14 protein-coding genes and 2 tRNA genes are annotated in these 14,635 nt (G+C 39.4%); all 16 read left to right on the top strand.

The genetic code is table 11. From position 1 onward, the window contains the following. Positions 1–6 precede the first annotated feature (6 nt). The 16 genes from lolB to PSU72_RS07805 all read left to right on the top strand — a co-directional run bounded on the left by lolB (position 7) and on the right by PSU72_RS07805 (position 14,448). Complete coding sequence (lolB, locus tag PSU72_RS07880) at positions 7–669, top strand: lipoprotein insertase outer membrane protein LolB (protein ID WP_300431782.1); 663 nt, start codon at positions 7–9, stop codon at positions 667–669. Between the two features lie 167 nt (positions 670–836). After that, entirely contained in the window at positions 837–2,111 is a 1,275-nt protein-coding gene (locus tag PSU72_RS07875; protein WP_300431781.1) for a carbonic anhydrase family protein, read from the top strand. Between the two features lie 95 nt (positions 2,112–2,206). Continuing rightward, on the top strand, positions 2,207–3,091 hold the full coding sequence (gene ispE, locus PSU72_RS07870) for a 4-(cytidine 5'-diphospho)-2-C-methyl-D-erythritol kinase (protein WP_300431780.1): 885 nt from the start codon (positions 2,207–2,209) through the stop codon (positions 3,089–3,091). Between the two features lie 22 nt (positions 3,092–3,113). Further along, positions 3,114–3,190 (top strand) — tRNA-Gln (locus tag PSU72_RS07865). A 186-nt stretch (positions 3,191–3,376) separates the two neighbouring features. Continuing rightward, positions 3,377–4,327 carry a ribose-phosphate pyrophosphokinase gene (locus PSU72_RS07860; RefSeq protein WP_300431779.1) on the top strand — a complete coding sequence of 317 codons (951 nt, stop codon included), beginning with the start codon at positions 3,377–3,379 and terminating at the stop codon, positions 4,325–4,327. A 100-nt stretch (positions 4,328–4,427) separates the two neighbouring features. Next, entirely contained in the window at positions 4,428–5,036 is a 609-nt protein-coding gene (locus PSU72_RS07855) for a 50S ribosomal protein L25/general stress protein Ctc (protein WP_300431778.1), read from the top strand. A 68-nt stretch (positions 5,037–5,104) separates the two neighbouring features. Continuing rightward, positions 5,105–5,680: an aminoacyl-tRNA hydrolase gene (pth, locus tag PSU72_RS07850; protein ID WP_300431777.1), complete on the top strand. Its 576-nt coding sequence runs from the start codon at positions 5,105–5,107 to the stop codon at positions 5,678–5,680. Between the two features lie 106 nt (positions 5,681–5,786). Next, on the top strand, positions 5,787–6,872 hold the full coding sequence (gene ychF / locus PSU72_RS07845) for a redox-regulated ATPase YchF (RefSeq protein ID WP_300431776.1): 1,086 nt from the start codon (positions 5,787–5,789) through the stop codon (positions 6,870–6,872). A gap of 195 nt (positions 6,873–7,067) precedes the next feature. Then, positions 7,068–7,144 (top strand) — tRNA-Met (locus tag PSU72_RS07840). A gap of 191 nt (positions 7,145–7,335) precedes the next feature. After that, positions 7,336–8,559 (top strand): integrase arm-type DNA-binding domain-containing protein, encoded by a 1,224-nt coding sequence (locus PSU72_RS07835; RefSeq protein WP_300431775.1) that lies wholly within the window; start codon positions 7,336–7,338, stop codon positions 8,557–8,559. Positions 8,560–8,727: 168 nt separating this feature from the next. Further along, the gene (locus PSU72_RS07830) at positions 8,728–9,966 is read left to right on the top strand and encodes a DNA (cytosine-5-)-methyltransferase (RefSeq protein WP_300431774.1); all 1,239 of its coding nucleotides are present in this window, start codon (positions 8,728–8,730) and stop codon (positions 9,964–9,966) included. 4 nt (positions 9,967–9,970) lie between these two features. Next, the gene (locus PSU72_RS07825; RefSeq protein ID WP_300431773.1) at positions 9,971–10,948 is read left to right on the top strand and encodes an HNH endonuclease; all 978 of its coding nucleotides are present in this window, start codon (positions 9,971–9,973) and stop codon (positions 10,946–10,948) included. Positions 10,949–11,093: 145 nt separating this feature from the next. Further along, positions 11,094–11,642, top strand: a complete 549-nt coding sequence (locus PSU72_RS07820; protein ID WP_300431772.1) for a hypothetical protein — start codon at positions 11,094–11,096, stop codon at positions 11,640–11,642. 208 nt (positions 11,643–11,850) lie between these two features. Next, positions 11,851–12,702, top strand: a complete 852-nt coding sequence (locus PSU72_RS07815; RefSeq protein ID WP_300431771.1) for a hypothetical protein — start codon at positions 11,851–11,853, stop codon at positions 12,700–12,702. Between the two features lie 130 nt (positions 12,703–12,832). Next, a complete protein-coding gene (locus PSU72_RS07810; RefSeq protein WP_300431770.1) occupies positions 12,833–13,072 on the top strand; it encodes an AlpA family transcriptional regulator in 240 nt (79 codons plus the stop codon). 47 nt (positions 13,073–13,119) lie between these two features. After that, positions 13,120–14,448: a DUF3631 domain-containing protein gene (locus PSU72_RS07805; RefSeq protein ID WP_300431769.1), complete on the top strand. Its 1,329-nt coding sequence runs from the start codon at positions 13,120–13,122 to the stop codon at positions 14,446–14,448. Positions 14,449–14,635 lie beyond the last annotated feature (187 nt).

Below are 14,635 nucleotides of genomic sequence, written 5' to 3'. Positions count from 1 at the left end.
TTACAGATGAAGCAAGATTTACAAATGAAGTTCGTTCGTTTATTTATTGCCTTAAGCTTTGTTACTACGGTGACGGGTTGCACTAGTCTACCTAAGCCTGATGTTAACCCTAACTCAGCCTCCCAAGATCGCCATCAAGCGCATTTGCAGGATATTGCTGGCATAGACCAATTCAGCATTAAAGGTCGCATTGGCGTGCAAGCAGAAGGTAAAGGCTTCTCTGGCAGCCTGACTTGGCAGCACAGCAAAATAAACGATGACATCGCCTTGTACTCACCCCTCGGTGGGCAACTGGCGAGCATTAAAAAAACCTCTGAGAACGTCACTCTAGAAGATGCTAAAGGAAACAGTATTACCGCCGCAGATGCTGAAACACTCACTCAAAAAACGTTGGGATGGCAATTGCCACTAGCCGGTCTTGCAGATTGGTCACTAGGACGTCCGAGTAGCAGCGCCATTCAAGCCAGCACATGGAATGAACAAGGTTATTTGAGCACCTTAAAGCAAGATGGCTGGGATATTCAATACGAAAACTATACCGATCAAAATGGTCACTTTTTGCCGAGTAAAATCTTACTTAGAAACGAAAAGGTCTATTTGAAATTATTGGTTGAAAGTTGGTCTCGTATTACAAATTCAAGCATTGCGAACTCAAATACCTCCAATTAACTCAAAGCAATTGATTCAAGCTCACGCTAGCTTTTAATCATTCAAACTTCAAGCCCAATATTCCAAATCTAGGAATTAAGGTCTAAACCCAGCCGTACTTTATCATTAAAAACCATCACTATTTCCGCATAATTTAGGCTGAAATAAATTTGTTGAAGGCTCCAATTATGATGAACGTAGATACAATGAAAAAATTAATCGCACTATTCATATTCTGTTTTGCTATATGCAACAATAGCCAAGCAGCACAATGGGTCAAGCTTAGCGACAACAATATTGAAAAAATAATGCTGGATAAGCAATCTATATTGCAGCAAGATAAATATAAAAGAGCTTGGGTGAAGGTTGAATACAAAACCCTTCAAAAAAATCCAGAAACCATAGACAAACAATATAACTTATCCAAATTACTCTGGTTTTTTGACTGCTCAGCACAAAAATCTGCGACTTCTCAAGTTTTTCAATATTTAAATAGCGAGTTGGTTTATTCAGCAGGCATCGATGCTAAAAGTGCCGAGTTTATAGAACCTGTGCCAGAAACAGACATGGATATAGCCATGCGCTATGTTTGCCAGGCAGAAAAACCTACCATTACGGCTGTGGCGACAAAACCTGCTGCTGCCAAAACCAATGTAGAAACGCAAAAATCTACAACAAAGCCTGAAGCGCCGGCCAAACCAGTAGCAGAAAAACCAACCGACACTAAAACTGCCGCCGTCACAGCCAAATCGACAGCAATAAAACCTGCCGATATTAAAAAAGGCGGCCACAAACCACACTGGGCCTACGAAGGCAAAGAAGGCCCTGAGAATTGGGCAAAACTCAGCCCTGAATTTGCGACCTGCGATGCAGGTCGCAATCAATCGCCAATCAATATTGAAGACAGCATTCATGCAGCGATTAAATCTTTAAAGGCGATACAGAAATTCCCCGCAAAAGATATTTTCAACAATGGCCATACCGTGCAAATTAATTTTAAAGAAGGCAATATGCTTGCACTCGATAACGGTGCCTTCCAAATGAAGCAAGTGCATTTCCATGCACCTAGCGAAAACACAATACACGGCAAGTCTTTTCCGCTGGAAGCGCACTTTGTGCATGCTGATGCTAAAGGCAACCTAGCGGTGATAGGCGTAATGTTCACCGAAGGAAAAGCTAACCCAGCATTAGCTAAACTTTGGGAACAACTACCCGAAGAAGAAGGCGAACCAATCGCACTAAAAAATCGCGTCATGCCCAGTGAGTTCATGCCAGATAATAAAAACTATTACCGCTTTAGCGGCTCATTAACCACACCTCCTTGCAGCGAGGGCGTACGCTGGCTATTAATGAAAAATCCTATCACCGCTTCAAAAGAGCAAATTGACGCCTTTAAGAAAGCTGTGCATCACAGTAACAACCGTCCGGTGCAAGCTTTGAATGGCAGGGTGATTATTGAGTAGTGCAGATGCAACAATTTTGCATAAATATTAAAACTGCTAATTAAAATTAGTTTGGTCAATCTAACGGCAGGCTAGATGCGCTAAAATACGCATCTATGCAAGACTTTCAATCATTTTTAGCGCCGGCAAAAATCAATTTATTTCTGCACATTACAGGCCAGCGAGCAGATGGCTACCATTTGCTGCAAACCGTTTTTCAGCTAATCGACTTATATGACACTATAAAACTCAAGCCTACTTCAGACGGCGTTGTAAAACGTGTCAATGAAGTAGCTGGCGTTCCTGCAGAGCAAGATTTATGTGTTCGTGCGGCTAAATTGTTACAGCAATATACGCAATGCCCACTTGGTGTAGAAATTTTGATTGAAAAACGCATCCCTATGGGTGGCGGCTTAGGTGGCGGTAGCTCAGATGCTGCGACTGTGCTTTTAGCTTTAAACAACTTGTGGCAACTTAACTTAAGCCGCAAAGAACTCATGGCATTAGGCTTGAAATTAGGTGCTGATGTACCTTTTTTTATTTTTGGAAAAAACGCTTGGGCAGAAGGCATAGGCGAGCAATTAACGGAGATAAATCTGCACAATTCCTACTATGTTGTGCTGAATCCGAATGTACATGTATCAACAGCGCAAATATTTGCCAATAAGCAATTGACAAAAAATACGAATCCTAAGACAATGTCGGACTTTTCTGGGACGGCTAAATTAACAGCAGGTAATTTAAATGCTGAATTTATAAATGACTTGGAAAGAGTAGTTTGCAGTGAATACCCCGCTGTTTTAGATTGTTTAACTTGGTTAAATCAATTTAAGCTTAGCCAATTTGGCGATGCAAGAATGAGTGGTTCTGGTGCTTCGGTATTTTTAGAAGTAGCAGATAAGAAAACTGCAGTAGATATATGTGATCAAAAACCTAAAGGTGTTCAGGGATTTGTTGCAAAAGGGTTGAATCAGCACCCGCTAATGAACTTTACAAGTTGATTAGATAGTCTGATTAAAATATTGGGGAGTCGCCAAGTTGGTTAAGGCACTGGGTTTTGATCCCAGCATCCGAAGGTTCGAGTCCTTCCTCCTCAGCCAAATTTAGAAAGCAGATTAAAGCTGCTTTTTCATAGATAAAAGCGTGTAGATTTTTGATTTACGCGCTTTTATTTTTTGTAAGTTTTTATAGCTATATTTTTACTAATAGCAAAGTTTTTATTGATAGTTTGATGCTGAGGCTTTAAGCACAGTGTTTACAAGCACGGTTTATTAGGAAATCAACAGATGTCTAACGGCAACTTAATGGTCTTTACTGGCACGGCTAACCCAGTGCTTGCGCAAGAAGTAGCTAAGCACTTAGGCATTCAGCTTGGTCAAGCGCACGTTGGCACATTTAGCGATGGCGAAACCACTGTTGAACTGCTTGAAAACGTACGTGGTAAAGATGTATTCGTATTGCAATCTACCAGCCACCCAACCAATGACAGCCTAATGGAAGTCATGGTCATGGTGGACGCGCTACGTCGCTCTTCTGCTGGCCGTATCACTGCTGCAATCCCCTACTTTGGTTACTCACGTCAAGATCGCCGTCCGCGCTCAGCACGTGTAGCCATTACCGCTAAAGTAGTTGCTAACATGCTCACAGGCGTTGGTGTTAACCGTTTACTAACGATGGATTTGCACTCAGATCAAATTCAAGGCTTCTTTGATATCCCTGTTGATAATATTTACGCCACACCGATTTTGTTAGCAGATTTATTAAAACAAAATCATGATAATTTAATGGTTGTTTCACCTGATGTTGGTGGTGTTGTACGTGCGCGTGCGGCAGCTAAACAATTAAATTCTGATTTAGCGATTATCGATAAACGTCGCCCAAAACCAAACGTCGCTAAAGTGATGAACATTATTGGTGACGTTACTGGCCGCACCTGTGTCATTATGGATGACATGGTTGATACGGCAAATACGCTTTGCGAAGCAGCTGCAGCACTTAAGAAATTTGGCGCCAAGAAAGTAATCGCATACGCCACACACCCAGTATTATCTGGCGGTGCAGCTGATCGTATTATGAACTCAGAACTAGATGAGTTAGTAGTGACCAACACCATTGCACTCGGTGCTGAATCAGCTAATTGCAAAAAGATTCGCCAATTAAGCACAGCAGAACTATTAGCTGAAACGATTCGTAGAATTAGTAGTGAAGATTCCGTAAGCTCATTGTTTATGGATTAAAAGTTTTTAACCCTGCATACTGGTCGCGGTATGCAGTTTTTGTGTAGTGAGGCCATCAAAAGCCTAGCAGTAAAAGTAGTATCAAATTAGGAGTAGTAAAATGTCTATCGAAATTAATGCAGTAAAGCGTGATGTAAAAGGTACGGGTGCGAGCCGCCGTCTTCGTCGCGCAGGCACAGTTCCAGGTGTTGTTTACGGTGCTGGTAAAGAAGCCGTAACACTTGAAATTAACGCTAAAGAATTATTCTTAGAGTTCCGTCATGAAGCATTCCATGCTTCAGTATTAACATTGAACTTAGAAGGCAAAAAAGAAAACGTATTGTTACGTGACTTCCAAATGCACCCGGTTCGTAACACTATTCAGCACATTGACTTTCAACGTGTAAGTGCTACTGAAAAAATCCACGTTAAAGTGCCATTCCACTTTATCAATGCTGACATCGCGCCAGGCGTTAAAACAGGCGGCGGTATCGTTGCACACATTTTGACTGAAGCTGACGTAAGTTGCTTGGCTAAAGATTTGCCAGAGTTCCTTGAAGTTGACTTAGCTGGTTTAGAAATGGGTCACTCAATTCACTTGTCACAAATCAAATTGGCAAAGGGCGTTGAATTTGTACAATTAGCTCACGGTAACGATGCAGCTGTTGCAGCTATTGCTAAAACACGTGGCGGCGTTGCAGATGCTGCTGAAGAAACACCAGCTGCTTAATTTACAAGTATGCTAACTAACGCGCACTTTACTATGAAGTGCGCGTTTTTTATTGGTACTATTGCTTTATGACTGGTATAAAACTCTTTGTTGGCTTAGGTAATCCTGGCGAAAAATACACCGCAACCCGGCACAATGCAGGCTTCTGGTGGATAGATGAAGTCGCCGCACAAACCAATAGTAAACTGGCCCTAGACGCCAAGTTTTTCGGCGTAGCTGGCAAGTTAGCATCGAAAGCGGATACTTGGCTGCTTAAACCAACTACGTTTATGAACGCTAGCGGCAAATCAGTGGCCACATTAGCAAATTATTACAAAATCACACCCGCTGAAATATTAGTGATTCATGATGAACTGGATTTACCTGCGGGCGGTTTAAAACTAAAAGTTGGTGGTGGCCATGGTGGTCACAATGGCTTAAAAGATATTGAGGCTGCACTAGGCACAAAAGACTTCTGGCGCTTGAGATTGGGCATCGGTCACCCAGGCGATCGAAACGAAGTGGTTAATTTTGTTCTAAAAGCGCCAACAAAAGATGAGCAAGCGGCTATAGACGAAAAAGTGTATGAAAGCACCAAGTTGATAGATTCATTGCTAGCGGGCGAATTTGAAAGCGCAATGTTAAAGTTGCATACTAAAAAATAAACATACCTGCGTCATTCCGACGAAAGTCGGAATCTAGTGACTTACATAAAGACGCTAGATTCCATATCAAGCACGGAATGATAAGGTAAAAATGATTGGAATTTAGATGAAATGCGGAATTGTTGGTTTACCAAACGTGGGCAAGTCCACACTATTCAACGCTATTACCAAAGCTGGTATTGCGGCAGAGAATTACCCTTTCTGCACGATTGAGCCAAACGTAGGCATTGTAGAAGTGCCTGACACGCGTATGCAAGCGCTCATCGACATCGTAAAACCGCAAAAAGTACAACCTGCGATTGTTGAGTTTGTTGATATCGCTGGCTTGGTAGCGGGCGCTTCAAAAGGCGAGGGTTTGGGGAACAAGTTCTTAGCTAATATCCGCGAAACTGATGCTATTGTCCACGTGGTGCGCTGTTTTGAAGATGGCAACGTGATTCACGTTTCAAACAAAATTGATCCACTGTCAGACATTGAAGTAATTAACACCGAACTTGCACTTGCCGACATGGAAACTGTAGAAAAAACCATGCAGCGCGAAAACAAAAAAGCTAAAAGCGGTGATAAAGACGCGATTGCACTATTAAAAGTTTTAGAAAAAGTAGTGCCATGTTTAGACCAAGCCAAAGCTGTGCGTACACTAAACCTAGACGCCGACGAACTTCAACTACTTAAACCGCTATGCCTCATTACCGTAAAACCAGTGATGTACTTAGCCAACGTAGATGAATCTGGCTTTGAAAACAACCCGTTATTAGACAAAGTAGTTGCGCTAGGCAAAGCAGAAAATGCACCAGTCGTATGTATTTGCGCAAAAATTGAAGGTGAAATTTCTGAGTTAGACGAAGAAGATAAGTTGTTATTCTTATCAGAACTCGGTCAAGAAGAACCAGGCCTAAACCGCGTAATTCGTGCCGCTTATGATTTACTAGGCCTACAAACTTACTTTACCGCTGGCGTGCAAGAAGTACGTGCTTGGACAGTGAAAAAAGGTGCAACCGCTCCACAAGCTGCAGGCGTCATTCACACAGACTTTGAACGCGGCTTCATTCGTGCAGAAGTGATTCAATACGAAGAGTACGTGAAAAACAAAGGCGAACAAGGCAGCAAAGAAGCCGGGAAAATGCGCTTGGAAGGCAAAGAATATATTGTGCAAGATGGCGATGTAATGCACTTCAGGTTCAACGTTTAGCACTTTTGCATGAAATCGCCATTGCACGGCGTTGCGCTCACTTGTCGTACTGATTGTACTACCTACGTTTCACGCGCCTTGTTCAATGTCAATTTGCTGCAAAATTAAGGGCAAAAACTGCAAACTAGCTTTGACAATTTGCGCCTAAACCACTAGAATTGCGCCCTTGCTAAAGTTTTGGCAACCGATTTAAACGGTGATGTAGCTCAGCTGGTTAGAGCACAGGATTCATAATCCTGGGGTCGAGGGTTCAAGTCCCTCTTTCACCACCATTTCACTGTATTACGGAATACAATACAGTACACAAAACCCGCATAAACAAACAGTTTGTGCGGGTTTTTTGTTTATCCTCGTACATTCCAATTCATTGCAATTTAAACCTCATTGGGGGCATAATACAGATAGTTATGCCCCCAATTGATTTTTGATGCCCCCAAGGCAACTTTTTAATAGGTTAATTTAGATGAATCTTTCAGATATTCAGGTTAGAAAAAGTAAAGCTGAATCAAAGGCTTACAAACTTTCAGACGGTGGGGGCATGTATCTTGAAGTGATGCCTAACGGCTCAAAATATTGGCGATTAAAATATCGCTTCGATGGGAAAGAAAAAAAGCTCGCTTTGGGTGTATATCCCGATGTGTCTTTAGCACTTGCTAGAGAGCGCAGACAAGATGCTAGAAGCTTATTAGCAAAAGGGGTTGACCCTAGTGAAAATAAAAAAGCCGTTAAAGCTGCTAAATTTGAAAAATCAGAAAACAGCTTTGAGGTCGTAGCGCGTGAATGGCTTTCTTCTCACATGGCAAATAAAGCAGCTAGCCATAGAGAAAAAGTCATTAGGCGTTTTGAAAATTATATTTTCCCTTGGCTCGGCAGCAAACCAATTGCGGATATTACCGCTCCACAAGTGCTAGATACAATAAAGCGTATTGAAAGATTAGGCATTCTAGAAACCGCTCATCGTGCGTTACAAACATGCGGTCAAGTATTCAGGTATGGAGTACAAACTGGTAGAGCCCTTAGAGATGTAACAGTCGATTTAAAGGGGGCTCTACCCCCCTCTAGAACTGAGCATATGGCATCATTTACAGAACCTAACGATGTTGCTGAGTTATTAAGGGCTATAGAGGGGTTTAAGGGCACAATAACAGTGCAATGTGCATTACGCCTAGCACCCTTAGTTTTTGTACGTCCTAGCGAGCTAAGGATGGCTAAGTGGGCAGATATAGACTTAGAGACTGGTGAATGGAGGTACCTAGTAAGTAAAACAAAAACAGACCACTTAGTACCCCTGCCCCGTCAAGCAATAGAGATACTAAAAGAAATTCATGGATTTTCAGGACATCGTGAATATGTCTTTACTGGGGGGCATTCTCCACTTAGACCAATGAGTGAAAGTGCTATCAACGCAGCACTTAAACGCATGGGATATGACACTAAAACGCAAATTACAGGGCATGGCTTTAGAGCTATGGCACGCACAATTCTGCATGAGCGTCTGAACATTGATCCGCATATTATTGAACATCAATTGGCTCATAAAGTACCAGACACACTTGGAGCAGCATACAACCGAACAAAATTCATTGAGCAACGAAAGTCAATGATGCAAGTTTGGGCAAATTATTTAGATAATTTAAAAGTAAGCACACAATCTTTCTCATCGAAACAAGTGTTACTGAAAATCTAGCTTGTAATTAATTTAATATTTAAACAAAGGTTTGATTTTTACAGTACTTATGAGCAAAAAATCGTACTATTTAAAACTCACAATCAACGAATACTTAAAGTTAAAAGATTCTATTTTTAATATATAATTATCACTAAACGTATAAGGTTAGTTGCAAGTTAAAAATCTATGTCTCTTAACATCCAACTCCAAGAATTAGCTGCTTACAGCCAGCAAACTGAAATCCAATATGACGATCACGAGTCATGGGTGGATAAACATCTTTCAAATACCTCAGCAAAAATTAATGTTGCAACCTTATTCAGCGGAATTGGTGCAATAGAACATTCATTAAGCCGCCTAGGTTTAGACCATAAAATTGTATTCGCAGGCGATATAGATGGATTTTGTAAAACTAGTTATTTTGCAAACTACAATATCGACGAGGCTGACTGGCATGATGATGTAACAACTTTTGATGCTACAAAATATAAAAATCAAGTAGATTTATTAGTTGGAGGAAGCCCTTGTCAAGCTTTCTCCATGGTTGGAAAAAGGTTGGGGTTAGATGACATAAGAGGAACTTTATTTTATGACTTTGCAAGAGTAGTGAATGAGTGCGAGCCAAAAGTATTCATTTATGAAAATGTTAAAGGGCTAATTAATCATGATGAAGGTAGAACTTGGTTAGTTGTTCAGGATGTTTTTAAACAACTCGGCTATAAAATATCAACACAATTATTGAACAGTAAGGATTATGGAATTCCACAACATAGAGAGAGAATTTTTGTTGTAGGCTTTAAAGATAAATCCGAGAGTTATGAATTTCCAAAAAAAATCGATTTAACTCATACTATGCAAGATTTTTTAGAGGATTTCACAGAATCAAAATATTACCTAAGAAATAAAGGGGTAAAGTTCGTAACGAAATCTTGGAATAGACAAAAAAAGTATACGCAAATAAATGGTGACATTGCGCTTTGTCAAAAAGCAAATCAACAATTTAACTGGCATGGTGACTTTGTATTCGAAGGAGCTAATGAAGACGAAGGTTTTGACGACTTTATTTTCAATATTAATGACGTGGAAGAAAAGTATTATCTTTCCGAAAAAGTAAAGACATATGTACTAGCCGGTGGAACAAAAACATTCAAAACTAGTAACAAAACAGACCTGCAAATAGCTAGACCATTGTTACAAAGCATGCACAAAATGCACAGAGCTGGTGTTGATAACTATGTGACCCACAACAAAGGCCGTATTAGAAAGCTTACTCCAAGAGAGTGCTTAAGACTAATGGGGTTTAGAGATACGTTTAAAATTAGTGTTAGTGATACGCAGATGTATAGACAGGCTGGCAATAGCATTGTTGTGGATGTACTAATTGCAATATTAAAGCAAATGGATATTACAAGATTCGGAAGATAGCATATTGAATATTGACGGTAAAGAATACCAAAGACTTGATAGCATAGACAAAATTACTATAGCTGATTCCTTTGTTGCACCTTCAAACAAACTAGGCTCTGCCAATGGGGAAGCAAAGCTATATATAGGTCAAGACAATCAAACAGTAAGAAATTTTTTTAATGGGCGAGGATTTAACGCCAGGTGCTTTTTATTAAAACAAGATCTACTTCTTTTTTTAGATGCTTTAAAACCCGAGTATTTAGCACCAAAATTAGATTATCGCCTTAAAAGTAAACTGCCGGAATACTACAAGGAAAGGCTTAAGCAGCTTCACGATTTACCTGAAATTGTTTGGTTTGAGATAGACGATCAAAATCAAATTGAAGGGCCTAGAATATATATAAATTCAGCATCCAAATATTACAAGCTGATTAGAACTCTTTCTCTGCCAAATGTTTGCCATCTTTCGATGATGAAGCTGGTCGCTGCTGATAAAAGTGTCATTTATTATTTACGATTATTTACTAACTACATGGATATTTTCGGATCTACTCTGCACCCTAATGAAATCGAAAGTGCGATAGAAGAAGTTGAAAGCCAAGACCTGACCCAAGCAGAAAAACTTCAAGTCATTAAAGCTAGGATTGGTCAAGGTAAGTATCGATCCAATTTACTGCGTGAGTGTCAGTTCTGCCCTGTAACTCTTATTGATGACGAAAAACTATTGATTGCTAGTCATATAAAACCTTGGACCAAATCATCAACTAAAGAAAAGTTTGATTCAAAAAATGGCTTTATGCTGAGTCCTACAATTGACTACATGTTTGACTCGGGTCTAATAACTTTTGCTGACGACAAACGAATACTTATTTCACCTTGGATATCAGCAAGCAATGTTGAAAAACTTAACCTCACACCAAATCTAGTTATAGATTTGCTTCCGATTGCTGGTAGAGAAAATTATCTTAAATACCATAGAGATAATATATTTAAACAATAGCTACTAAATAACTAAAATTACCGTCTGTAAGCTTTAAGACATAAGAGATATTTGGGAAAAGTATTCATTTTGTAAAAAACAATCGGATTGAAACTTTTATTATGAGTTTATAGTTTTAATCATGATATATATTTAGGATAAGTTGATGAGTAAATTGATTGAGAATATTCAAAATGTTCTGAACTTTTGTGCAACAAATTTTTCAAGAAAAGCTCTCAAAACCAGCTCTGGACAAGCAAAAATTACTACTCAGCATCTCCTGACAGTAGCTAAGTCTTTAAAATTATTAATTCCATCTACAAGCCTTGAAAAATTGGACATTACAATTTCCTATGGCTCCGGCTTCTTCCCGAAAGTACCATGGGTCGCAATAGTTCCAGTAGGTAAAAGGGTTTCGAACTCGATTTCAGTAGCAATTTGCTTTGGTAGCAATGGAGAAGGTCTAGTTGCAGGAGCAATGTTCCCTAATGCCGTAGATTTAGGTCCATTTAAAACTAAAAGCAGATCAGAAAGTGAAGAAGGTTCAAGTTATATAAACATTTCAGGAATCAATAATCGTACAAAATACAATGATAAATTCATCAACCCTAGGAATTTTACTAAGGAACAGATTTCTGAAGATGATTTAGTAAATCATTTAAATGAATCAATATTAATAATGAAACAATATCTTAACCAAGTTAATAAAGCCTAAATCAAGTAGATTAGATATTGACTCCAGTGGGTATTAGTTTCTTATTACCACAGAGACATTTGAATGTACCTCTAAAAAAATCAGTTAATGTGATGTAGTAAATTATTCAGCAATAACTAGATTAAGGCTGATATACGCTAATGTGGAATTCAATTAGGTATGAGATGTTAGGGTGATGAGTGAAAATAATTATAGGAGATTCTAATTCATGAGCAATCCTGTTAATGGGGCAATCGATTATTTCACGAAAAAGAAATTTGGCGCTCTTATAACTTCGTTGGCCCCTGCATTGGCTAACATGAGTAACTACAAAAACTCAGACTTTCCAAAGCAAGTAGCAGAAATTGAAGAGTTCAAAGCTTCGTTGCGCGGAATGCCTGTAAATGAATTATTAGCATTGCATAAGCAATCGATAGCAGAGGAAATTGAACGGACAAGGGTATACGCAATTCAGGAAGAAAAAAATCGTTTCTATAATCAGCATGAGGCCGATGCTGATTTCTTGCACTGGAGCAAAGCTGCATATTGGTCATTAGATGAAGCGATTGCGCTTTCATTTGGTAAAGATCCAAATAAAGTTACTTGGAAGAAAATTGAGCCTTTACAAGACAAGTCCGCGTTTGCAATTTCATTTGCAAAACGCAGAGACTTGGCATTACGCGCAACGCGCTGGAATAAATTTGGCAACACCATACCACCGGTAATTTTTATTAGCTGGGCAAAAGAACTGCAAATAGAGTTACCAAGTGAGTTAATAAGCGAGTTAGCAAAAATCGGACATACCGCTACAAACTGGCGTGAGCAATATTACAAACTGAAATCCGAGTTTGATAATCTAGAGAAAAAAGCGCCTGATAACACCCAAAAAACTGAAAACCTACTTAAAGCATTTGCTTGTATTGCAATTGATGCTTATGGATACGAGCCAAAAGCGGCTAAATCAACTACTACAAATGATATTTTGAAAGCACTTAAAAGCCATGGAAAGACGCTTGATCCCAAAACGATTAGAACATGGTTAAAGGAGGGTGTAGACCTTTTACCCACTAAACCCCTGTAAGTACTATCAGCAACGGGAATCCTCATTAAGCTAAAGGGAATCCACGTACGCCTCAGAGTTTGATGTATTAAATACGAACCCATACAAGACAATACCGTCTTGTGCAATCCAATACAAAAGGAACGCTTAAATGGAAAATACATCAAAATCGCAAGTGTTAGTCGCACCTCAGTTTTATAGATTACCTCAACTAAAAACTCGTATTGGAGTTTCAGGCTCAAGTATTTGGGCGTGGGTTAAAAAAGGCACATTTCCAGCACCTATAAAATTATCTCAAAACACAACTGCATGGCATATTTCAGACATAGAAGCATGGGAAAAGTCACGCATACTAGCTAGCCAAAAAATTAATGGTGAAAGCCATGTTTAGCACTTTAATCATAACGCTCCATAATCGATTAATTTTAGGTAATTGATATGATGGTATCAACTGAGAATAAAGAAATTGCTATTAATCAGCCTCGCCACAACGATGAGGAAGTAATCAGGCAGCTTGCAGCGCTTAAACCTTTGGAATATGACCGTGTTAGAAAAGAGCGAGCAAAAGAATTAAATGTTAGACCTGATACTCTAGATAAGCAAATTAAAGAGGCTCAATCAAACAGCAGTAAAGAAAACACACAGTTTGATGGTATCGAATCTTGGCATACGCCTATAAATCCTGCTGAATTATTAGATGAAATTACATCGACCATACAGCGTTTTATTGTGCTAGATATTCATCAAGCACAAGCAGCGGCTTTATGGGTAAGTGCATGCTGGTTTTTGGACGAAATTCATTGCGCGCCAATTTTGCTAATTAATGCACCTGAAAGAGCATGCGGAAAAACTCAATTACTCACCGTACTAGGAAAACTTGCGCCAAGAACGGCTCAGGCAAGTAGCATTAGTCAAAGCGTGTTATTCCGTATGATTGAATCCTATAAACCGACATTGTTTATTGATGAAATTGAGACGGTACTTGCAGATAACGAAGAATTGCGTGGATTAATAAATGCTGGACATACACGTGACAGCGCTCATGTGTGGCGATGCGTGGTGAAAGGTGATGATATTGATCCTAAAAAATTTAGTGTATGGGGAATGAAAGCAATTGCAGGTATTAATGCTGTAAAACTAGCTGAAACTGTCACAAGCCGCTCAATCATCATTGAGCTGAGGCGAAAAAAATCGGACGAAAAAGTGGAAAGGCTAAGGCATGCCGAATCGGACACATTTCAAAACTTAGCTGCGAAGCTTGCAAGATTTGCGGAGGATTTTCATCAACAAGTAAAAAATACCCGCCCGATGCTTCCTGATGATCTTGGCGATCGAGAACAAGACAATTGGGAGCCCTTACTTCAAATTGCAATCGTTGCTGGTAATCACTGGCCAAAAACAGCTTTAAATGTTGCTTTAACAATTTCTAGTATTATGCAAGCCCCGCAAAGCAGCGCGAATGAGTTATTGGCCGATATTAAAGAGATATTTTATGCCAAACAAGTTATTAAAATTACTACCACTGAATTAATTAATGCACTTTGTGAGGATACAGAAAAGTCATGGTATACATATAACCGTGGAAAGCAACTAACGCCAAGACAGCTATCAAATAAACTGAAAGATTATGGTATTGCATCCAAGACAATACGTTTTAGCGCTTATGAAACTGCAAAGGGATATGAAGCTTCGCAATTTAACGATGCCTTTGAACGCTATCTATCAGACTCCGATAATTTGCAGTTACAAAGTAACATTTCTATGTAAGCCAAAATTGACGGGGTTGTTAATGTTACGTATACACTAACTGTTACCGTAACATTAACAATAACGTAACGTAACGAGGCGCGTAAATGCTGGATGTGACAGTGTTACGTATATGTATACAGTCAGTACAGTTACAGTTACAGTTACAGTTACAGTTACAGTTACAGTTACAGTTACAGTTACAGTT

It is taken from the genome of Methylotenera sp. (assembly GCF_029945535.1).
Lineage (GTDB): Bacteria > Pseudomonadota > Gammaproteobacteria > Burkholderiales > Methylophilaceae > Methylotenera.
This window is presented reverse-complemented; position numbering and strand designations above follow the sequence as displayed.